The sequence below is a fragment of the Delftia sp. HK171 genome (assembly GCF_001886655.1).
GTDB lineage: Bacteria > Pseudomonadota > Gammaproteobacteria > Burkholderiales > Burkholderiaceae_C > Comamonas > Comamonas acidovorans.
In genome coordinates this window covers 42,808-62,590 of record NZ_CP018101.1, presented here as the reverse complement: position 1 = coordinate 62,590, position 19,783 = coordinate 42,808, and the positions used below count along the sequence as shown (strand labels likewise).

Sequence of the window (19,783 nt, the reverse complement as noted above, 5' to 3'; positions counted from 1 at the left end):
GCGCACGGCGCCAAAAACCGGCGCGCCCCAAAACGAGAGACAGCAAGCAAGGGCCGCCCCGCAGCGAGGCTGTCGTCCCCCTCCCCCGCGCAGCGGGTAGAGAGGGGGAAGGCGCGCAAGCGCCTCAGGGGGTGCTTCCAGTCAATGCGCCCGCATTTTTGTCCGCAAGCGCGCAATCGCCTGGCTGTGCAGCTGGCACACGCGCGATTCGGTCACGCCGAGCACGGCGGCGATTTCCTTGAGGTTCATGTCGTGCTCGTAGTACATGCCCATGATGTACTGCTCGCGCTCGGGCAGGGCCTTGATGGCTTCGACCAGGGCCACGCGCAGGCGGTGGTCGCGCAGCAGCGCAAAGGGATCGGCGCCGCTGTCGGCCACGTGGCGTTCGAGGAAGTCCTCGCCCTCGTCGCCGCCCGACATGTCCTCCAGATACACCAGCTGCGTGCCGCGCACCTTGCCCAGCAGCGACTGGTAGTCGTCCAGGTCCATGCCCAGTTCGTCGGCGATCTCGGATTCCAGCGGCGTGCGCCCCAGGCGCTGCTCCAGGCGGTGCAGCGCGTGCTCGATGTCCTTTTGGCTCTTGCGCGAGCTGCGGCTCATCCAGTCGCCTTCGCGCAGCTCATCGAGCATGGCGCCACGGATGCGCTGGCTGGCGAAGGTCTCGAATTGCACGCCCTGCTCGCTCTCGAAGCGGGACAGGGCTTCGGCCAGGCCGATCATTCCGACCTGTATCAGATCATCAAGCTCCACATTGGGAGGCAGCTTGGCGATCATGTGCAGCGCGATCCGGCGTACCAGAGGTACATGCCGACGGATCAGTGCATCGCGGTCGAGTTGGCCTTTGGCGGTGTACATGGCAGTCAGTGGCTCCAGGCATGGGATGCGGGCAGCGGCGCGAAGCCGGCGGCCAGATCCTGGCCGCCATGTGGCAACACGCTGCCCGCATGGTTGAGCAGTTGCAGCGCCAGGCGCTGCAAGTCCGGTGCATGGTGCAGGCGCACGGGCAGCAGTCCCGGCGCATGGCCCAGGTGGCGCTGCGCGCAGCGCATCAGCGCGTCGATCTGGGATTGCAGCTGTTGCGCATCCTCCGCCTGGCTGCGGGCGCCGGTCTGTCCACGGCGCCAATCGTAGCTGGTCACGCCCAGGTCATCGGCGCTGGGCAGCAGCGGCGCCAGCAGGCAGCGCAGGCCGGCATGCACCGCCAACTGCTTGAGCTGGCGGTAGCAGCCCAGCACGCGGGTGCCTTGTTCGGGCAGCACCATCAGCGGGTGCACGGCCTGGCCGGCCAGGTTGCTGGCCAGCGTGTCGGCATTGGCATACAGCATGACGATGGCGTAGCCGCGCACGTGGCGCTGCAGCCATTGCATGGGCGTCATGCCGGCCTGGCGCGCCTGCTGGGGCAGCAGATCCAGGCCCTGGCGCGCCGGCAGCACGGCCACCGAGCTGTGACGGGGATCGGGGTGCAGGCCGGTACGGGCCTGCCAGGCGCTTTGCTGCAGCAGCTGCGCCAGGCCCGGTGCATCCGGGGATTCGCCCTGGCTGGCGTCCAGCACCAGGACGGGCAGGCCCAGGCGCTGCAGGCTGGCACAGACCGGCCACAGCAGGGATTGTTCGGCCAGGCCCTGCGGGTCGTTGGCCGTGTCGCGCAGCATGGCCAGCACACGCAGGCCCATGGGCGCGGCGGCGCCGGGCTGGCCGTGCAGGCCCAGGCCCTGGTGCAGCTGGGGGAAGGTTTCAAGCATGGTGGATCTCGCCTTCCGTGCTGGGGCTGGACGGGGTGAAGAAGAAGTCCAGGTCCAGCGCCTTGGGATCGAAGGCCGAGCGGGTGGCGGCGCGCATGGAGGCGGAGACCAGTTGCTGCGCATCGGCGCGTTCCCAGTCTTCGGGCACGCGCTGGCCGTTGGTCACGCCACGCAGCTGCATCTGGTGGCGGATCAGAGTGTCCACCGACGGGCCCAGCTTCACGGCCTCGTCCACCTTGGTGAGGATGGCCTGGCTGGAGCCGCGCGCCTTGAAGGCCTGCATCACATCGTCCAGCGCATCGCCCTGGCCGGCCGCGTTCACGGCCAGCAGTTTCTGGATGCCGGGCAGGTCCAGCAGGTCGAGGATCTCGTCCTTGCGCGGATCGCGCGGGGCCACGCCCGTGGTGTCGATCAGCACCAGCTGCTTGTTGGCCAGCAGGCCCAGCAGGTCCTGCAGCGCGGCGCGGTCATGGGCCAGGTGGGCCACCACGCCCAGCATGCGGCCGTAGGAGCGCAACTGGTCGTGGGCGCCGACGCGGTAGGTGTCCAGGGTGATCAGGCCGACGCTGGCGGCGCCGTACTTGGCGGCGCACAGGGCAGCCAGCTTGGCCGTGGTCGTGGTCTTGCCCACGCCGGTGGAGCCCACCAGGGCGAAGACGCCGCCTTGCTCGTACAGCGGGGCCTGGTCGGCGTCGGTGCGCAGATTGCGTTCCAGCACCTGCATCAGCCAGCGCACGGCGTCGCCGGCGGACAGGTCCTGGGGCATGTGCTCGACCAGGGCGCGGGCCAGCACGGGGGAGTAGCCCGCGCGGATCAGCTTGTGCGTGAGGTTGGCGTGGATGGGGTTCTGGCGCGTCTGGCCCAGCCAGGTCAGGGTGTTGAAGCGCTCTTCGATCAGGTCGCGCACGGACTGCAGCTCATCGCGCAGTGCCTGGGAGGCCATGGTCGGTGCGGGCTCGCCGCGCAGGGTCTCGCGCAGCGGCGCTTCGGCGCTGGCGCGCAGCGGGTTGTGGCGGGCCACGGACGGCGCAGGCTGTGCCTTGAACGGCTGCTGTGCAGCCGTGGGCGCGGCGGCCGGTGCTTCGCGCAGGGCGTCGCCCAGGCTGCGGCGCTGGGCAAAGCTGGGCAGCGGCTCTTCAACGCCGGCCTCGTGGCGGCGGCGCAGCATGCGTTCGCGCACATAGTCCTGGAAGGACAGGGTGCTCATGGCCAGCTGTTCGGTGTCTTCCTGCACGCTTTGGCGCAGGCCGGCCGGCTCGGCACCGTCTGCCGACAGCGAGGCCGCCTGCGAGATGGCCTGCGCAATCGCCGACGACGTTGCCTGGGAAGCACGCGATGGAGCCGCCTGCGCGGCCTGCAGTGCCGGCTGCGCCGTGCGCGGCTGGGTCTGCGCCTGGATCAGCTTGGCCTGCACCTGCGGGCGCAGGCCCGTGGTTTCCTCTGCAGAGCGGCGCTCGATGGCCTGCTGCAGCGGCGTGCTGCTGGCAGCGGCCTTGCTGTGTTCCAGCGTGTCCTCGGCCGTGGCCATGACCTCGACGCCATCGGGCGTGTTGCGGTTGGACAGGATCAGGGTGCCCGCTCCGAAAGCCATGCGCGCCTTGGCCAGGGCCTCGCGGGAGGTGGGGGCGTAGAAGCGTTTGATGTTCATGCGGATGCACCTTTAAGAATCGAGCCGATGCGGATGGTGTGCGTTTCGGGGATCTCGCTGTGGGCGAGAACCTGCAGACGCGGCGCCACGCGACGCACCAGGCGGGCAATGGAATTGCGGATGGAATCGGGAACCAGCAGGCAGGCAGGCAGGCCCAGCTCTTCTTGCTGGTTGGCCATGTCGGCCGCCTTCTGGGTGAGGATCTCGGCCACGCCGGGATCCAGTGAGGGGGAGCCGGGGTTGGACAGGGCCTGCACCAGCAGGCGTTCGAGTCCGGGCTCGATGGCGATGACGTTCAGCTCGCGGGTCGGGCCGTAGATCTGCTGGACGATGGACGGCGACAGCGCAATGCGCACGCGGCGGGCCAGCTCGACAGGGTCCTGCGTGGTCGAGGAGTGCTCGGCCAGCGTCTCGATGATGGTGCGGATGTCACGCACGTGCACCGAGTCTTCCAGCAGCAGCTGGAGCACTTTCTGGAACGTCGTGATGGACACCATTTTCGGAATGACTTCTTCGATCAGCTTGGGAGCCAGTTTGGCCACATGCTCCACCAACTGCTGCGTCTCGGTACGGCTGATCAGCTTGGCGGCATGCACTTGCATCAAGTGTGACAAATGGGTGGCCATCACGGTTTCCGAATCAACCACGGTAAAGCCTGCCATTTGTGCCGCTTCCTTCTGGCGTTCGTCGATCCAGTGGGCGGGCAGGCCGAAGGCCGGGTCGGTGGTCTGGGTGCCGATCAGCGGGGTGCTGATGCCGCCCGGATTGATGGCCAGGAACATGCCGGGGAAGGCCTCGCCCTCGCCCACCATCACGCCGCGCAGGGTGATGCGGTAGGCGCTGGGCTTGAGCTCCAGGTTGTCGCGCACATGCACGGCCGGGGGCAGAAAGCCCACTTCCTGGGCGAACTTGCGGCGCACGCCCTTGATGCGGGTCAGCAGGTCGCCCTGGCGGCCCTTGTCCACCAGGGTGATCAGGCGGTAGCCCAGCTCCAGGCCGAGCAGGTCCACCGGCTGCAGGTCGTCCCAGGTGGCTTCGCCGTCGCTGGGCGCGGCCACGGGTGCGGGCGCCTGGGTCTGCTGCGAGGCGCGTTCCTGCTGGCGGCGCGAGAGCATCCAGGCCAGCCAGCCCAGCAGCGCGCCCGTGCACAGGAACACGACGTGGGGCATGCCCGGAATGACGCCCAGCAGGCCCAGCACGCCGGCCGTGATGCCCAGCACCTTGGGCGACATGAACAGCTGCTGCGCGATCTGCTGGCCCATGTCGGTTTCCTTGCCCACGCGCGAGATCACCATGGCCGCGGCCACCGAGATCAGCAGGCCGGGGATCTGCGCGACCAGCGCATCGCCCACGGCCAGCAGGATGTAGCTGTCGGCGGCCTGGCCGGCCGACAGGCCGTGCTGGATCATGCCGATGGCGAAGCCGCCGATGATGTTGATCACCAGGATCAGAATGCCGGCGACCGCGTCGCCGCGCACGAACTTGCTGGCACCATCCATGGAGCCGAAGAAATTGGCCTCTTCCTGCACCTCGGCGCGGCGGCGCTTGGCTTCCTTTTCGTCGATCAGGCCGGCGTTCAGGTCGGCGTCCACGGCCATCTGCTTGCCGGGCATGGCGTCCAGGGTGAAGCGGGCCGAGACTTCGGCGATACGCTCGGCACCCTTGGTGATCACCACGAAGTTGATCACCACCAGGATGGCGAACACGATCAGGCCGACGGCGAAGTTGCCGCCGATCAGGAAGTGGCCGAAGGCCTCGATCACCGCGCCGGCCGCGCCGGGGCCGGTGTGGCCCTCCAGCAGCACCACGCGGGTGGAGGCCACGTTCAGCGACAGGCGCATCAGCGTGGTCAGCAGCAGCACCGACGGGAAGGCCGCGAAGTCCAGCGGCCGGATCATGTAGGCCGCCACCATCATCACCATCAGCGCCACGGCGATGTTCAGCGTGAAGAAGGTGTCCAGCAGCCACGGCGGAATGGGCAGCACCATCAGCGCCAGGATGGCCACCACCAGCAGCGGCGCCATCAGGCCCTGAGCGAACTTGGCGTTCTCGCTCGACCACATCGATTGCAGGGATTGGAGCGGATTCGTCGTCATGGAGCAGTACCTTCAGTGGTCGCGGCGGCGCCTGGCGCGCGGCGGCCCTGGTGCGGATCGAGTTCGGCGGGCACGACGGGTTCGCCGAGATCGCCAGGCATGGGGCCTTCGCCGCGCAGCGCGGCCTTCAGGCGGTAGACATAGGCCAGGACCTGGGCCACGGCCGTGTACAGCGCGGCGGGAATGGCCTGGTCCAGGTCGGCGTGCGCGTACAGGGCGCGCGCCAGCATGGGGGATTCGAGCACCGGGATCTTGTGGGCGCCGGCGACTTCGCGGATCTTCAGCGCCACCAGGTCCGTGCCCTTGGAGATGACCTGCGGGGCGGCCATGGTCTTTTCGTCGTAGCGCAGGGCCACGGCGTAGTGCGTGGGGTTGGTCACCACGAAGTCGGCGCGCGGCACGGCGTTGACGCTGGCGCGGTCGGCGATCTCGCGCTGCTTCTGGCGGATCTTGCTCTTGATCTGCGGGTTGCCGTCGGATTCCTTGTGCTCCTGCTTGACTTCCTCGTGGCTCATCTTCAGGCGCGACTTGAACAGGTAGGCCTGCAGCGGCACGTCGATCACGGCCATCAGGAACACCACCAGCAGCAGCAGGGCCACGCCGCTGGCCAGCCATTGCCCCGTCATGGACAGCGCCATGGCCGAGGGTTGGGAGGAGATGGCGGCGATCTCGGCGAGATGGCCGCTCAGGAACTTCCAGGCCACGAAGGAGAGGATGGCCGTCATCACCACCATCTTCACCACGGTCACCATCTGCTGCTTGGAAAACAGGTTGGTCAGGCCCGACAGCGGATTGAGGCGGTTGAACTGCGGTTGGATGGGCTTGAGGCTCAGGATCCAGCCGCCGGCCAGCATGCCCGACACCAGGGCCGCACCCGTGGTCACGGCGGCAACGACCAGGGAAATCTTCAGGCCCAGGCTGCCCATGGACAGCATGCGCTCCATCATCAGGGCCGGCGTCTTGGCCGTGTGCGCGTCGAAGGCCAATTGCTGGGCCAGTGCCATGCGCAGGTGCTGGATCAGGGGCTCGGCGCCCATCAGCATCATCAGCGCGCCCGTGCCCAGGATGGCCAGGTGCGACAGGTCCCGAGAGCGCGCACCCTGGCCGTCAGAACGCGTTTTCTGCAGTTTGCGTTCGGTGGCGGGAAGGCTTTTGTCTTGGCTGGAGTCCATGGCGCAATGACGGAAGGATTTGCGTCATTGTCGGAACAAGCCAGGCAGGCGAAGCCCCGATAAGCGGGGCTCAAGCGGCGCTTATGTGCTGTCTGCACAAGGGGAGGAGCGGCAGCCGCATGGTGCAAGGGCGCCGCGAGGATGGCAGTCAGCCCCTTGCGCCCAAGCGAAAGAGGCTGCCCTGCAATGAGAGGGGAGGCGCCGTGCGCCCCCCGGGTGATCAGAATCCCAGGCTGGCCAGGAGATCGTCCACCTGGGACTGCGAAGTCACCACATCGGGCGTCTTCTCGGGATCGACCACGGGGCCGGCGAGGTGCTCCTTGGGCTTTTCCAGGGGCTCCAGCGCCGTCTGCTGCGGGTTGGGCGAGGTCTGGATGAGCAGCTGCACCAGCTGGTCCTCCAGATCGGCGGCCAGCGAGACCACGCGGGCGATGACCTGGCCCGTGAGATCGTGGAAGTCCTGGGACATCATGATCTCGGTGAGGTGCTCGTCGGCCTGCTGCGTGCCCTGCTCGACTTCCTCCAGGAAGTTCATCACCCGGCCCTTGGCCACGGCCGCCACGGGGTCCTCGACCATCTGTGCCCGCATGGCGCGTACACGCTCGGCCAGCCGGTCCTGCTGGACCTTGGCCAATTCGACGCGGTTCAGAACCTTCTCGGCGGCTTCTCCGGTCAGCCGCGCAATGTAGGAAAGGCGGCTTTGCGCGTCCGGCAGCTCTCCCATGCTGCCGCGCAAACGGTCCGCATAGCCCAGCTCGTTGAGCGAGTCATGCAGCTGGCGCGTGAGAACGCCCACCTTGTAGTGGACGCTGTCGGGGACATCCGGGTTGCTCATGGCGCGTGCCCTACAGGCCCAGCTTTTTGAGGATCAGGTTGACTTTCTCTTCCAGCGTGGCCTTGGTGAAGGGCTTGACGATGTAGCCTGCCGCGCCGCCCTGGGCCGCTGCCACGATGTCCTCCTTGCGTGCCTCGGCCGTCACCATCAGCACGGGAAGGTGCTTGAGTTTGTCGTCCTGCTTGATTTCGGTGAGCAGCTGGAAGCCGTTCATGTTGGGCATGTTGATGTCCGTCACCACGAAATCAAACTTGCTGTTGCGCAGCTTGTGCAGTGCCACGACGCCGTCTTCGGCTTCATCGGCTTCGGGAAAGCCGCTCTCCTTGAGCAGATTGCGCACGATGCGCCGCATGGTGGAGAAGTCGTCAACGATCAAAAAACGCAGGGCATTAGCCACGTGAGGCCCTTTCGGTCGGTAGGTGCTCGGTACTGGTAAGAATCCGCCGCGATGGTAACAATATGAAACCTTCTTGGCGCAATGTGGGAATTTTCCTGCTTTTCGGCAGCATCGGGCGCAAACCTTAATTTGTTACACGATCAGGTGACGCGGGCGCAGACGGGGCAGCTGCAGGCGAGGTGGCGGCGGGCTGCGCAGCGGTCTCGCCGGTTGCGGATTCGGTGGTGGCCGCATTCGCCGTGCCGGCATTGCCGCCGGCCAATGAAGGCGGCAAGGCGTTGCGTGTCACAGGTCCGCGGTGGCCCAGCAGGCGCTTTTCAGCCTCCTGCGTGAGCACGGTGATGGTGATGCGCCGGTTCTGCGGGGCACGCGGATCATCGGGCAGCAGCAGGTCGCTGCTGGCCAGCCCCGTGATGCGGGCCAGCTGGTTCAGCGGCATGCCGGCCGCCACCAGCTCGCGACGCGAGGCGTTGGCACGGTCGGAGGACAGCTCCCAGTTGCTGTAGCCGCGGTCGGCATTGCCGTAAGGGGCGGCATCGGTATGGCCGGACAGGCTGATGCGGTTTTCCGCGCCCGCCAGGGCCGCGCCCACTTCGCGCAGGATGTCGCGCATGTAGGGTTTGACCATGGCGCTGCCGCTGTCGAACATGGGGCGGTTTTGCTCGTCCACGATCTGGATCTGCAAGCCGTCGGGCGTCACGTCGGTGCGGATCTGCGAGCGGAATTCGTTGAGGCGCGCATTGCTGGTGATCATCGCGTCCACCTTGGCCTTGAGCGCCTTGATGCGGTTGGAATCCACCTGGGCCTGGTCAGCGCGGCCCGCATCGACGCTGGTGCGCCGGTTGGAGCTGTCCGCCGCCTCCGAGCGCCGCACCTGGCCGTGCACCTTGGCCAGATCATTGCCGCCGCCGGGAATCACGCTGGAGCTGTTGCCTGCACCGTCGCCGCCGGCCATCGCCACCTTCAGCGGAGAGGAAAAATACGCCGCAATGCCCTGCAGCTCGCCCTTGGCCGTGGAGCCCAGCAGCCACATCAGCAGGAAGAAGGCCATCATCGCGGTCACGAAGTCGGCATAGGCGATCTTCCAGGCACCGCCGTGGGGTGCATGCGCCGTCTTCTTGACGCGCTTGATGATGATCGGCTGTAACTTTTTCTCTGCCATGGCTTGACGCTGCTGGACGCAGGATTACTTCTTGCCCTTGACGTGGGTTTCCAGTTCAAGGAACCCGGGACGTTCGGTGGAGAACAGCACCTTGCGGCCGAACTCGATGGCCGTGGCAGGGTTGTAGCCCTGCATGCTGGCCAGCAAGGTGGTCTTGATGCACTCCAGTTCCTTGGCAGCATCCTGGGCGCGTTGCTCCACCAGGCCGGCCATGGGCTCCACCAGCGCATAGGCCAGCAAAATGCCCAGGAAGGTACCGACCAGGGCCGAGGCGATCATGCCGCCCAGCACGGAAGGCGGCTGGCCCACCGAGCCCATGGTGTTCACCACGCCCAGCACGGCGGCAATGATCCCGAAGGCGGGCAGGGCGCCGGCCAGGCGGGTCAATGCATTGACCGGGGCATGCGCTTCGGCGTGATGCGCCTCGATCTCGCTGTCCATCAGCGACTCGATCTCGTGGGAGTTGAGGTTGCCCGACACCATCATGCGCAGGTAGTCGGTCAGGAACTCCACCACATGGTGGTCGGCCAGCAGCTCGGGGTACTTGGTGAAGATGGGCGACTCGTTGGGTGCCTCCACATCGCTTTCGATGGACATCAGGCCCTCCTTGCGGGCCTTTTGCAGAATCTCGTACAGCAGGGCCATCAGCTCCATGAAGCGGGCCTTGGTGTAGCGCGAACTCTTCATCACGCCAGGGATGGCCTTGGCCGTGGCCTTGAGCACCTTGGGCTGGTTGCACACGATGAAGGCGCCGATGGCGCCGCCGCCGATGGTCACCATCTCGAAGGGCAGGGCCTTGAGAATGACCTGGACGTTGCCCCCGTGCAGCACATAGGTGCCGAAGATGCAACCGAAGGCGACGATGTATCCGATGATGACAAGCATGGGAGTGGATTCTGTCAGAGGTGTCCCGATGGAAAAGTCGGAACTGGCTTGGAAATGCGCGCTTGTTTTGACACTGGGCCGTGGCGGGGTGGCGGCCATCGACGAACCCATGGCTTGTCAAGCTATCGACCGCAGGCATCAATACTTGAGAGCCCTGAGATGCAGGTGTAAACGCGCCGCTGCGCGCCAAAAGCCCAAAAAGGCCGGCAAATCGGTGCCTGTTTGAGTCTTGCAAGGCGGGCGCTTAATAGCGGATCGCGCGGCGCGCATGCGAGGATAGTCGGCACAGTTTTATTCTTTGTGTCACCGCGCGCACAAGCGTGCGGACCGCGGGCCGACCGTGTGCCGACCGCGGGCCGGCCTGATACTTCCTCTGCTGCATCGCCATGCCATCTTCACCTCTTGCCAACGCCTTCGCTGCCGCTGCGCAGCCGCCCAGCATCGACAGCGAGCTGACCCGCATCCGCGCCATGGTCGATCGCGCGCAGTTCCTGGAGGCACTGTCGGACCTGGCGCAACTGGTGGCCCGGGACCCGCGCAACTCCAAGGTCTGGCTGCACATCGGCTTTGTCTACGTGCGCATGAGCATCTGGCCACAGGCCATGGAAGCGTTGCAGATGGCCTTGGAGATAGAGCCCCGCATGCCCAACGCCCAGCGCCTGCTGGCGCTGGCCCTGTTCAGCACGGGGCGCAGGCAGGAGGCCTGCGACCTGATCGACGACGCCTGCCGCCACGCCAAGAACGAGAACACGCACTGGATGACGCGGGCCTACATCCACTCGCACACCAGCAGCGATCCGCTCAAATCCCTGGAAGTGGCGCGCGACTGGGGCCGGCGCTTCGCCGATCCGCTGACCCGCAATGCCAAGCCCTTTCCCCCGCGCGATCGCAACCCGCGCAAAAAGCTCAAGGTCGGCTATGTCACGGCCGACTTCCGCCAGCACTCGGTGGCCTTCTTCATGCGGCCCGTGCTGGAGCACCACAACCCGGACAACGTCGAGATCCACGTCTACTCCAGCGGCCGCCCCGACAAGATGACCGAGAAGCTGCGCGCCCTGGTGCCGCACTGGCACGATGCGGTCGAGCAGACCGACGACCAGCTCTACGAACAGATCCGCGCCGACGGCATCGATGTGCTGGTGGACCTGTCAGGCTTCACCCTGGGCCACCGCCTGGAAGTCTTCGCCCGCCGCGCCGCACCCGTGCAGGTGACCTGGCTGGGCTATATGCATACGCTGGGGATGAAGGCCATGGATTACCGGTTGGTGGATGGCGCCATTGCTCCGCCCAGCCATTCGCCCTACTATTCAGAGGAGCTTTTCCGTGTTCGCTGCATGGCTAGCTACGCGCCTCCCGAATACTCGCCGCTGTGTGAAGAGCCACCCATGCTGCGCAACGGTTATCCGACACTGATCTCGCTGAACAGCTCGGCCAAGATCACGAATGACATGCTGGCCATTTGGGCGCGCATTCTTCATGATCGCCAGGATGCACGCCTGATCATCATGGTCAAGGAACAAGATCCAGAAGCGGCCCAGGCGCATATGCAGCCGCGGATCGAGGCTGCTGGTATGCCCCTGGATCGGGTTGCGGTATTGCACCAGCAGCCTTTAGATCGATTCATGGAGCTCGGCCACATCGCCGACGTAGCGCTGGATACCTCGCCCATTTCGGGCGGCACTACAACACTGCATTCCTTGTGGATGGGCTTAAGCATTGTTGCTATGGATGCCGTGCGCGGAGTGGATGCCTCCACTGCACATACTTTGCGTGGCTTGGGACATGACGGGGAGATTGCTAGTAGTGAAGATGAATACGTGCGTGGTGCATTGCGTCTCATGGGTGACCCTGGCCGCTTGCAGCGGCAACGCTTGAGTGCACGAGCAAAGTTGGAAGCTAGCGTACTTATGAACTATCCGGAACGAACTGCAGAGTTGGAACGGGCCCTTCGCCTGATGTGGGTCAACTGGTTGCTTGGAAGCCGTCGAGCCCATCACGTATTGGACAATCTCGATGAGCTGGCAGCTGAAGTGGACTCGGTCGCATGAAAAAATTTCCATCGTTGTACATGGCGTCTGACCGTATACCATTATTGTTGCCTGATATGCCTTCTCCGCAGGCTTTGTTACCTTGGCTGACGCGTATGCATGAAGCACGGCACTATTCCAATTTCGGGCCGCTGGTTCAGGAGTTGGAATACGAAATTTGTCAGCGTCTTTCGCTTCCAAGGGAACAACTGACCACAGTAGCTAATGCCACGTTAGGTCTAGAGTTGGTGCTGCAATCCCTGGATTTGCCATCTGGATCGCATGTGTTAGTGCCGGCACTTACTTTTGTGGCAACGGCTACTGCTATTGTCCGAGCAGGCCATGTACCCGTGTTGGGCGATGTTGATCCGAATAGTTGGATGTTGACACCGGAAATCGCTCGTCTGGCATGCACTGAGATGCGCATTGATGTTGTGCTGCCAGTTGCAACCTTTGGCATGCCACATGGGATGCACGCATGGCAGCAGTTTGAAAGAGATACAGGTGTGCCGGTTATTGTCGATGCAGCCGCAGCTTACGGCAGCCAGCAGTTGCAGGGATCCGAGGGCACGCTGGTTTTCAGTCTGCACACGACAAAGAGCCTTCCAGCGGGTGAGGGTGGCTTGGTGGTTTCCACACGTCCCGGACTGGTTAGCCGGGTCCGTCAGCTTTCCAATTTTGGGATCAATCTTGACCATGCTGCAGGTCTCCCGGTTGGCGCGCTGGCTGGTACTGGCACCAATGCCAAGATGAGTGAATACCATGCGGCCGTCGGCCTCGCGTCACTGCAAATTTGGGAGCAGCATGCAGAGCAAAGGCACGCGTTGCAGATTGCTCTGATGGAGAAGCTGGATGCTGCTGGTAACCACAGACTATCGTGGCAGAAACAGAGCGCTGGGGGTGCTCTTGTGGCCCCGACGCTCCTCTGCGCTCGCCTGCCCGGAGCCGATGAGCGCGCGGCGTTGGAAGCAGCCTGTGGACTCGCACATATCACTACGCGACGCTGGTACCAACCGTTGTTGCAGCATATGCCTGCGTTGAGGCATAGGCATGTGAAGCTTGCGACTCCCCATGCCGACTCCTTGGCGGATACACTGTTAGGCCTTCCTTTTTTCTTGGGCATGACGCAGCAGCAGTGCGGACGGATTCAGGAAGTTGTGAGCATGGTACTTTCCTAGTCCGGGTTGCGTGCTTAGATTTCCAGAGGCTCGTCTGGAAAAATTAAGAATTGAATTATTGAATTAGTAAATTGAAGTAATTTCTTGACTGCCATCGTTTGCAATTCAACAGAATTTGCATATCTATGGTAATGATTCGATAAAATGATGCATATCCTGGAAGATTGCGTTTTTTGCTGCAATTGACTGTCTATTGCGCACAAATTGAGTTTGTAATTCATTTTCAATCACATACATTAGCTCATCAGGCAGTTCATTAATGTTCGCTGATGATGGAAACTGCATGGGGCGTCCCAGTCGTTGTTGCAGTCTTTGCTTCCAGCTGACTTTCTCCACGTTTCCGGCGCAATAAATAGCACCACCGATGGCGCACTGTTGGCCAAGACCACGTCCGTCTTCCGCTATCAGTACGGAAGGTCGGTTCATGCCTATGCGCAGCAGGTGTGCATGAACTCGGTATCCGATGTGTAAATCGCAGCTGTTGTAGTGGCTAAGCATGGCCTGAGAGCCCCCAGAGATGTCTACCTTCGGTATGGCATAAGTGTCAAGCCATGCTGCAAAGCGCTGATGAGCTTGAGAAAAATGCGTGACTTTCGACCCATATGCTTGGTGGAGTTTCTCGGGATCAAAGGAATGATGGAAGACAACAGTAACGTGGCCTTCTCCGAAGCGTTTTACGAGTTTGAGTAGTATCTCTTTCGTCTGTTTCTCTATACGGTTATCGCGTACAAAGGAAACTCCTAGAGAAAAGGAGACTTTTCGGACTGCGTTAGGAATAGATAAAGAGTGACCCACAAATCCTTCTGGGTAGAGGACGGGGCAGCCCGTCATTGTGCAGTTTTTTATGCCAAGATGATGAAGTGCATTGAGTGTGTGATAATCGCGGACCGATGATGCATGGCCAGATTTATCAATTTTTCTCAGCAGTTTCATGGAATTTTCAAGTAGTCTGTAGTGGCGGCTATCATTCCATGCGCCCGTATAGGAGTTCCAGCCTATGCCCATCATGATAATCGGTGTCTTGATACGATCCAGTTCTTTACATAAGGGATAGACCTGTCCATGCATTTCATACTGGAGGCCTGGACCTCCAAGCAAGATCAATGCACGAGAATCGTTGACCAGCGATAGCGTTTCATCGCTGAATGGTTCCCAACCGTTAAGTATGATTTGCTCGCGGTCAGGGCGCAGGCGTGCCAGTAATTGTCCGCCGCGCAGTTCAATAAGGTAGTCTCCGGAATTATTTCTACCACCAGCAAGTAACACATACCTATCAATCATTTTTTTGATCCTAGCAGTCCAGCATCTTCCATTGAAGAATGTCGTCTTCCTGCACGTCCTGAAGCAGCGTACGCCCCAGAACTTCGTCCCAGTGAAGCGGAGATATGCCATGGGCAGGGCGTTTGGCGATAAGGTCGCCCTCTGTGAGCACATGACCAGCCTTCAGATCGTGGGCGGCGACGATGCTGCGCCGGGCGTGCAGCCTGGCCTCGGCTTCCTTGGAGATATCCTTGCCACCCGGGCCTATGAGCGCTCGAGCGGAATCCATGCGGCGAAGGAGGCGCTGTAGATCATATTGATCCATGGCGTGGTAGTGGTCGTTGCCTGGCAGGCTCTTGTCGTGCGTGAAGTGCTTTTCGAGCACGCAGGCCCCCAGCAAGGTTGCGTTATACAGCGCGCTGACCTCTGTATCGGGCTCGACATGATCTGAATAGCCCACCAGACATTCGGGGAAGGTGCGCTGGAGCACAGAGATCATGGCCAGGGATGCGTTTTCTGCAGCCGTTGGGTAGTTGAGGATGCAGTGAAGCAATACGATCTGCGTGGCGCCAGCCTGCCTTGCCGTTTTCAGCGCGAACTCTATTTCGGGCAGCGTGGATGCACCAGTTGAAATAATGAGAGGTTTTCCCTTGGACGCACATCGCCGGATCAACGGAACGTTGGTAATATCGGCGGATGCGATCTTGAATGCATCCATAAGTGGAGCCAAGAAATCAACGGCTTCCAGATCAAATGGTGTCGACATGAATGCGATACCTTGGAGTCTGCAGAAATCTGCCAATTCCTCGTATTGAGCAGGCCCGAAACTATCGTATTTCTTGAAAAGCTGGTATTGCGATGGCGTGGTTTCCTTGCTGAGATCCCAGTAGGCCGGGCTCTTGCGGGCTGCTATTTTTTCCGCCTTGTAAGTCTGGAACTTCGCAGCATGCGCACCTCCTGCCTTGGCCTCCAAGATCAGGCGCTTGGCAAGGGCCATGTCTCCTTCATGATTCACGCCAATCTCCGCAATTATATAAGGTTGCAGGGGATGGCCAATATACATGTTTCCGATTTTGATTGGATTCATTTTAAATACCTGCCGAGCTCAACGATATAATTGCGTCGATCACCCGTTTTTTGCCTTTTCTAAGATCAATGGAAGAAGCCTTGCGACGCATTTCTTCTCTGGAATCGCTGGATTCAATAAGCATTTCGAATTTCTGGATGAATTGGTTGAGATCTAATTCGGTCCACAGCCCGAAATTCATCACGCCATTGGCTTGGCTGGCGAATTCATGTATGGTTTCTCTGTAACTTTGGCATATGACCATAGTCGGGACCTGAAGAGCGGCTAGCTCAAGCACGGTCCTGCCCCCTGAGGTCACTGCCAGATCGGCAGTGCACATATAATCTGAGATACGCGTGGTAGCCCCCACGTAGTTGACTACATCCCTGGGAAGCTGCATGAGCACTTGATTCAAGTGCTCATGATGACGGTAGCCAGGGCCGGTAACTATGTCAATGAAAATACCGTAACCACGGCAGATGGGTTCGATCGCGCGCAGGACCTGCGAGGTCAGATCGGCGTCATCGGCACCGCCGAAAGTAATCAATACCCGCTGTACAGAGTCTCGAGCAGGACGTTCAGGTAAGTAGATGAATTCGTCGCGCAGGCAGAAGTAGTGGGGCCCTGACAACAAGTTGTCGTTGTCATTGTGTGGTGAATAAAGTGCGTTGACAACAAGGTCTGCAATATCGGCGCCACTGCCCATGTCTTCGAAATTGACCACACGCAGGCCCTGTTGTTTGAGGGCGAAGATATAAGCAGCATCAGTATCGAGGATGTCGTTGATGACGAAGTCGGGCTTCAATGTCAACACGGACTGGAGCAGCGCGCCGTCCTCGCATTCGTGGATTTGGTAGTTCTTCGATGCAATGATTTTGGCGGCCATCTTGCTAGACGCTTCACAGACAAAATGGATCTCGCAGGAGACCAGCTCATGGGCCAGGAGTAGCGTGCGATAGACATGTCCCAAACCCACCTCGGGGTAGCCCACTACGGTGAACACCACCTTGCGGCGCAACAGCATGCTTTCGCAAAGATGGAAATCGGCGATGCTGTCGATGTCGAAGCTGCGCAGCTGGGGCATCTCGAGCAGTTGCACGCGCGAACCGATGCGCGTGCCCCGGGAAAGTTGTCCCCGTCTGCAGGCGATCACGGCTCCAGTCTCTCGAAAGTTAGATGGCAGAGCCTGCCGGTTGACACGTCGCTCATATGCGGGCACCGCTTGGCCGTCGACAATTCGCCAACACAGGTGGCGGTCGTCAACGACCGACAGCACCGTATCCGTCTCGGGATTCTCGAAAAGATACAAGGCTTCCTCGATGTCCGCCGGCAGTACCAGCGGTGATGTAGCCTGCACGGTCACCACGACATCGAAGCCGGTTCCTTCCTGCTCCTCGATGCTGCGCATGGCATGCTCGATAACAGGATCCAGTGTGGCTGCGTCATTTGCCAGGGCCTCGGGTCTGTGGATAACCTGGGCGCCAAACCGATGTGCGAGCATGGCAATCTCGGGATCATCCGTGGTCACATAGACCGCAGCAAGCCCTGTACAGGCCTTACAGGCCTCAATGGCATAGTAGATCAGGGGCTTGCCTGCCAGAGGCCGGATGCTTTTGCGTGGTATCCCTTTGGAACCACCGCGAGCGGGAATGATGGCAACAGCTTTCATGGGAGTCGACTCGTCATTGATAGCTGGTCTTCAACATGGCCAGCCCTTGCCCACCGTAATGTAGCGTTCGGGGGCATCGAGCATCAGCGAATGCGTTGCCGAAAATCCCTCGGGGCGCCAGTTCGCAGAAGGCCCTGGAGGATCGGGCTGCTGCTGACTCCAGCCATGGAAATCCCAATGATCATGTGCGGTGCGTGTCCACCATGCGGGATTGCGATGCTGGTCGAGCATGAATTGCAGTGCCCTGGGATCCATGGCCAACCAGTCGCACAGCTGTTGCGAGAAGGGAACGGGGGCCTGTTCATGGCGATGCACCATTTCTAGACCCTGCGCGCGTGTCATGCGGCCATGGCGTATCTCACGGCTGGCATGGTCTGTCACTTTGGAATAACCGTGCTTGAACAGCTTGAGCTGGTCATGCAGGCCCATGTAGTTAAAGCAATCCACGTGGTCGTACGTGTCGAAGCTGCGGGTACAGATGCTGCTGGCATAGCCTTGTTGCTCCAACATCTGCTGATGCTGCACACTGGGGTCCCAGCGCACGAAGTTGCCCAGGTAGATGCCTCGGACTCCCGTCGATTCGAGGTCGGCATCTGCTGGGTAGCGGTACTGCCAGATGTCGTCTTCCGTGAGCGTATCGAAAACGGATAGCAGGTCATCGGCCTCGTAACCCATCAGGTCATGTTCCTTGCGATATCGCCGTGTCATTTCCACTTCGTGGAGGTGCGAAAACATGCCCACTTGCTCAAGTCCCTGGTGAGCGCCCCAGATGATCAGCGGTATGCGCAATCGGACCGCAGTCTGGACCGGAAAAACCGACTGCCCGGCCAGGATGGGCCAGTGAAGGCTGCCCAACTGCCGCAAACTGCTGCGTACGATCTTCCTGACCACCAGGGGATTGATGTTCTGGTAGAGGATGTCGCAGTTGAAACGTATCCGCAAGTTTGCCAGGTTGCGGATGCCCAGCGGCGTATTGAAGTAGCGGTTGTAGTTGACCAGCAGAGGGTTCAGTCCCAGGCGTTCTTTGACCAGATGGACGATGAAGTAGGAGTCGCCTGCTCCAGATACGGGCACGATGCAGTCATAGTTGCGCCCCGACTGAACTCGGTAGGGGGCGACCAGTTGCCTGAGCCGCTCCCAGCGCGTGGACCAGTCCAGTGCATTCTTTTCCTCGTGCACCCTGCATCCTGAGCAGACACCCTCGTCGTCCAGCACCAGGCCCAGCGGGTGTGTGATCGCGTAAAGACAACGTTTGCAAAAATCCATCGTTCAAAGCCCTTCGGCCAATGCCGGGCCGGCGAATACTGGTTGGCGCAGCGAGCCGCTGTTCATGACCTGCTTGTAGTGCTGGTAAGCGTGCTCGTGATAGGACAGCGTATTCCCCACGGCGATTGCAGCGACGGCCTCATGTTCCAAAAAGCGCCGGCTGCGCTGAGGATCGGTGAAGCCTCCGAAAAGGATGAGCGGTGCGCCCGTCCAAGGCAACTTCGCTAGCTGCGATGGCTCAAGTTCGGTGGTTCCTCCGTCCTGGCGCCGGTCAGTCAGCATGACCTCGGATAGAACGCGGTCAGACAGCAATTGCAGCAAGTCCTGGCTGAACGGCAGGGTCTTTCGGGCCGCGTAGTCATAGTGCAGCAGCGTTGGTTGAAATTCGACTGGCACGCAGGCAATAAGCGCCTGGGCACCCAGCCGACTCGACATCTGCCTCACGGCACCGGCTGCACGGCACAGCCCATGATCGAGCATGATGCGATCGGCACCTGTATGTATGACGCGCACGGCCTGATCCGCCGTCGAGATGCCCCCTCCGTAGACCAGTGGCGTGCGCAAGCCAATACGTCCGAGCCGGGAGAGCAGCTCAAGATCCGGGCCAAGACCACGGGTACTGCGATCCATGCATTGCACCAGGATTTCATCGGCACCCCAACGATCGAGGTTCTCAACCAGGCATTCCGGCCGGCCCAGGGGCAGATAACGGTGGTAGCCAAACGACTGCACTGCCCAGCCATTGCGCACGGTAACGACGGCGATCAGGCGTTTCCTAAGCATGCGCTAGCTCCGTGATTAGTGAGGACAACATCTGGTGGCCGACGCTCTGGCTTTTTTCGGGATGGAATTGCAGGCCGACGATCTTTTCCCTGCGAATGGCGGCCACGATCGGCTGACCCAGCATGGCCACGGCCGTGACGTACGCGGCTTCGCATTGCAGGGCGTACGAATGGTTGAAATAGACTTGCTCGCCGTGGAATGACTGAACAGCTGGATCATTGCCCGTGCCGTGCAGATTGTTCCAGCCTATATGCCAGGCAGGCGCGTGCAGGGCAACAGCCTTGCCTGGCAGTATTCCAAGTCCTACCGAATGGCCGAATTCCAGGGACTCTTCGACCAGCAGCTGCATGCCAAGGCAGATGCCGAGCAGGGCGCGCCCCGAAAATGCGGCGTGACGCAGGTACTTGTCGAGTCCCGTGCTTTGCAGGCGTTGCATGGCTGCGGGAAATGCGCCCACGCCAGGCAGCAGCAGCACGTCACAGGCATCCAGTGTTTCGGCATCTGCGCCGATGCGCACGCGCATCCCCGCGTCCTGCAGCGCGTGCTTGATCGAAGCGTGATTGCCTAGACCATAGTCCACGATTGCGACGGTCACGC

The 19,783-nt window shown here is 61.6% G+C and carries 17 protein-coding genes; 2 read left to right on the top strand and 15 right to left on the bottom strand.

What is annotated here, in order from left to right; translation table 11 throughout:
- Positions 1-141 precede the first annotated feature (141 nt).
- The 9 genes from BO996_RS00295 to motA form a co-directional block, all read right to left on the bottom strand.
- A complete protein-coding gene (locus tag BO996_RS00295) occupies positions 142-855 on the bottom strand; it encodes an RNA polymerase sigma factor FliA (protein ID WP_012202528.1) in 714 nt (237 codons plus the stop codon).
- Positions 856-860: 5 nt separating this feature from the next.
- Positions 861-1,742 (bottom strand): hypothetical protein, encoded by an 882-nt coding sequence (locus BO996_RS00290; RefSeq protein ID WP_012202529.1) that lies wholly within the window; start codon positions 1,740-1,742, stop codon positions 861-863.
- Complete coding sequence (gene flhF, locus BO996_RS00285; protein WP_071953727.1) at positions 1,735-3,390, bottom strand: flagellar biosynthesis protein FlhF; 1,656 nt, start codon at positions 3,388-3,390, stop codon at positions 1,735-1,737. Before flhF ends, BO996_RS00290 begins: the two co-directional genes overlap by 8 nt.
- Positions 3,387-5,486: a flagellar biosynthesis protein FlhA gene (gene flhA, locus BO996_RS00280; protein ID WP_012202531.1), complete on the bottom strand. Its 2,100-nt coding sequence runs from the start codon at positions 5,484-5,486 to the stop codon at positions 3,387-3,389. Before flhA ends, flhF begins: the two co-directional genes overlap by 4 nt.
- On the bottom strand, positions 5,483-6,658 hold the full coding sequence (locus BO996_RS00275; RefSeq protein ID WP_013800346.1) for an EscU/YscU/HrcU family type III secretion system export apparatus switch protein: 1,176 nt from the start codon (positions 6,656-6,658) through the stop codon (positions 5,483-5,485). The genes flhA and BO996_RS00275 overlap by 4 nt, the downstream gene beginning before the upstream one ends.
- A 220-nt stretch (positions 6,659-6,878) precedes the next feature.
- Positions 6,879-7,493, bottom strand: a complete 615-nt coding sequence (locus BO996_RS00270) for a protein phosphatase CheZ (RefSeq protein ID WP_012202533.1) — start codon at positions 7,491-7,493, stop codon at positions 6,879-6,881.
- 10 nt (positions 7,494-7,503) lie between these two features.
- Positions 7,504-7,890, bottom strand: a complete 387-nt coding sequence (gene cheY, locus BO996_RS00265; RefSeq protein WP_012202534.1) for a chemotaxis response regulator CheY — start codon at positions 7,888-7,890, stop codon at positions 7,504-7,506.
- 124 nt (positions 7,891-8,014) lie between these two features.
- Positions 8,015-9,052: a flagellar motor protein MotB gene (gene motB / locus BO996_RS00260; protein WP_071953726.1), complete on the bottom strand. Its 1,038-nt coding sequence runs from the start codon at positions 9,050-9,052 to the stop codon at positions 8,015-8,017.
- Between the two features lie 24 nt (positions 9,053-9,076).
- A complete protein-coding gene (gene motA / locus BO996_RS00255) occupies positions 9,077-9,937 on the bottom strand; it encodes a flagellar motor stator protein MotA (RefSeq protein WP_012202536.1) in 861 nt (286 codons plus the stop codon).
- Positions 9,938-10,323: 386 nt separating this feature from the next.
- Here motA and BO996_RS00250 point away from each other — a divergent pair, with 386 nt between their 5' ends.
- Both BO996_RS00250 and BO996_RS00245 read left to right on the top strand, forming a co-directional pair.
- Positions 10,324-11,985 (top strand): O-linked N-acetylglucosamine transferase, SPINDLY family protein, encoded by a 1,662-nt coding sequence (locus BO996_RS00250; protein ID WP_071953725.1) that lies wholly within the window; start codon positions 10,324-10,326, stop codon positions 11,983-11,985.
- Complete coding sequence (locus BO996_RS00245) at positions 11,982-13,142, top strand: DegT/DnrJ/EryC1/StrS family aminotransferase (protein ID WP_083571106.1); 1,161 nt, start codon at positions 11,982-11,984, stop codon at positions 13,140-13,142. The genes BO996_RS00250 and BO996_RS00245 overlap by 4 nt, the downstream gene beginning before the upstream one ends.
- Positions 13,143-13,265: 123 nt before the next feature.
- On the opposite strand, the gene BO996_RS00240 is transcribed toward BO996_RS00245, so the two are convergent.
- From BO996_RS00240 to hisH, 6 genes are read right to left on the bottom strand one after another with little or no spacing between them, the layout of a single operon-like run.
- Positions 13,266-14,423: a polysaccharide pyruvyl transferase family protein gene (locus BO996_RS00240; protein ID WP_071953723.1), complete on the bottom strand. Its 1,158-nt coding sequence runs from the start codon at positions 14,421-14,423 to the stop codon at positions 13,266-13,268.
- Between the two features lie 10 nt (positions 14,424-14,433).
- Positions 14,434-15,489 carry an N-acetylneuraminate synthase family protein gene (locus BO996_RS00235; RefSeq protein ID WP_071953722.1) on the bottom strand — a complete coding sequence of 352 codons (1,056 nt, stop codon included), beginning with the start codon at positions 15,487-15,489 and terminating at the stop codon, positions 14,434-14,436.
- A gap of 1 nt (position 15,490) precedes the next feature.
- Positions 15,491-17,137: a cytidylyltransferase domain-containing protein gene (locus BO996_RS00230; RefSeq protein ID WP_071953721.1), complete on the bottom strand. Its 1,647-nt coding sequence runs from the start codon at positions 17,135-17,137 to the stop codon at positions 15,491-15,493.
- 30 nt (positions 17,138-17,167) lie between these two features.
- The gene (locus tag BO996_RS00225; RefSeq protein WP_071953720.1) at positions 17,168-18,403 is read right to left on the bottom strand and encodes an N-acetyl sugar amidotransferase; all 1,236 of its coding nucleotides are present in this window, start codon (positions 18,401-18,403) and stop codon (positions 17,168-17,170) included.
- A gap of 3 nt (positions 18,404-18,406) precedes the next feature.
- Positions 18,407-19,186: a HisA/HisF-related TIM barrel protein gene (locus tag BO996_RS00220; RefSeq protein WP_071953719.1), complete on the bottom strand. Its 780-nt coding sequence runs from the start codon at positions 19,184-19,186 to the stop codon at positions 18,407-18,409.
- The gene (hisH, locus tag BO996_RS00215) at positions 19,179-19,781 is read right to left on the bottom strand and encodes an imidazole glycerol phosphate synthase subunit HisH (RefSeq protein ID WP_198041262.1); all 603 of its coding nucleotides are present in this window, start codon (positions 19,779-19,781) and stop codon (positions 19,179-19,181) included. The genes BO996_RS00220 and hisH overlap by 8 nt, the downstream gene beginning before the upstream one ends.
- Between the last annotated feature and the right edge of the window lie 2 nt (positions 19,782-19,783).

Coding starts and splice junctions, on each gene's coding strand:
- flhF (WP_071953727.1), bottom strand. CDS start 3,390: ATGAACATCAAACGCTTCTACGCCCCCACCTCCCGCGAGGCCCTGGCC.
- BO996_RS00240 (WP_071953723.1), bottom strand. CDS start 14,423: ATGATTGATAGGTATGTGTTACTTGCTGGTGGTAGAAATAATTCCGGA.
- BO996_RS00225 (WP_071953720.1), bottom strand. CDS start 18,403: ATGGATTTTTGCAAACGTTGTCTTTACGCGATCACACACCCGCTGGGC.
- BO996_RS00245 (WP_083571106.1), top strand. CDS start 11,982: ATGAAAAAATTTCCATCGTTGTACATGGCGTCTGACCGTATACCATTA.
- BO996_RS00275 (WP_013800346.1), bottom strand. CDS start 6,658: ATGGACTCCAGCCAAGACAAAAGCCTTCCCGCCACCGAACGCAAACTG.
- motA (WP_012202536.1), bottom strand. CDS start 9,937: ATGCTTGTCATCATCGGATACATCGTCGCCTTCGGTTGCATCTTCGGC.
- BO996_RS00290 (WP_012202529.1), bottom strand. CDS start 1,742: ATGCTTGAAACCTTCCCCCAGCTGCACCAGGGCCTGGGCCTGCACGGC.
- BO996_RS00220 (WP_071953719.1), bottom strand. CDS start 19,186: ATGCTTAGGAAACGCCTGATCGCCGTCGTTACCGTGCGCAATGGCTGG.
- flhA (WP_012202531.1), bottom strand. CDS start 5,486: ATGACGACGAATCCGCTCCAATCCCTGCAATCGATGTGGTCGAGCGAG.
- motB (WP_071953726.1), bottom strand. CDS start 9,052: ATGGCAGAGAAAAAGTTACAGCCGATCATCATCAAGCGCGTCAAGAAG.
- BO996_RS00230 (WP_071953721.1), bottom strand. CDS start 17,137: ATGAAAGCTGTTGCCATCATTCCCGCTCGCGGTGGTTCCAAAGGGATA.
- BO996_RS00235 (WP_071953722.1), bottom strand. CDS start 15,489: ATGAATCCAATCAAAATCGGAAACATGTATATTGGCCATCCCCTGCAA.
- BO996_RS00295 (WP_012202528.1), bottom strand. CDS start 855: ATGTACACCGCCAAAGGCCAACTCGACCGCGATGCACTGATCCGTCGG.
- BO996_RS00250 (WP_071953725.1), top strand. CDS start 10,324: ATGCCATCTTCACCTCTTGCCAACGCCTTCGCTGCCGCTGCGCAGCCG.
- BO996_RS00270 (WP_012202533.1), bottom strand. CDS start 7,493: ATGAGCAACCCGGATGTCCCCGACAGCGTCCACTACAAGGTGGGCGTT.